Raw genomic sequence first — 474 nt, forward strand, 5'->3', positions numbered from 1 at the left:
GCGAGGCCTGCTGCAGCAGCGCGGCCAGTCGTGCCGTGGAGGCGGCCAGTTCCGGTTGCCCGCTGCTGGCCAGGAACACGTGCGGCTGTGCACGCGTCACCGCCGGCAGCTGCCGGGATGCTCCGGCCAGCATCGCACCACGGTTCCACCACAGGCTGGGGTCCAGCGCGATATAGCTGTTGAACAGCGTCGGCTCCTGCAGCAGCGTCTCGACCACGAACAGGCCAGCCAGCGACTCACCGATCAGCGCACGCTCGTCTGTGGTCGGGTAGCGCTGGCGTACCTGCGGCATCAGTTCATCGCGCAGGAAGCTGCGGTAGGCCGCCGAGCCACCGATGCGTGGCGCGATCTTCTGGTCCTGCGGGTCGCTGCTGGGGCCGGTCATGTCGCGGCGGCGCTCGGTATTCTCGATGCCGACCAGCAGGAACGGACGCATGCTGCCATTGCCGGTCAGCACCTGCACCAGCCCTGCCA

The 474-nt window shown here is 68.8% G+C and carries 1 protein-coding gene; it reads right to left on the reverse strand.

Annotation, left to right across the window (positions count from 1 at the left end; all coding sequences use genetic code 11):
- Positions 1–463, reverse strand: a 463-nt coding sequence (locus tag I6F21_RS37680) for an alpha/beta hydrolase-fold protein (protein WP_346656862.1), incomplete at its 3' end; no start/stop codon positions are given.
- Positions 464–474 lie beyond the last annotated feature (11 nt).

This window comes from Bradyrhizobium sp. NBAIM03 (assembly GCF_020194055.1).
Lineage (GTDB): Bacteria > Pseudomonadota > Alphaproteobacteria > Rhizobiales > Xanthobacteraceae > Bradyrhizobium > Bradyrhizobium yuanmingense.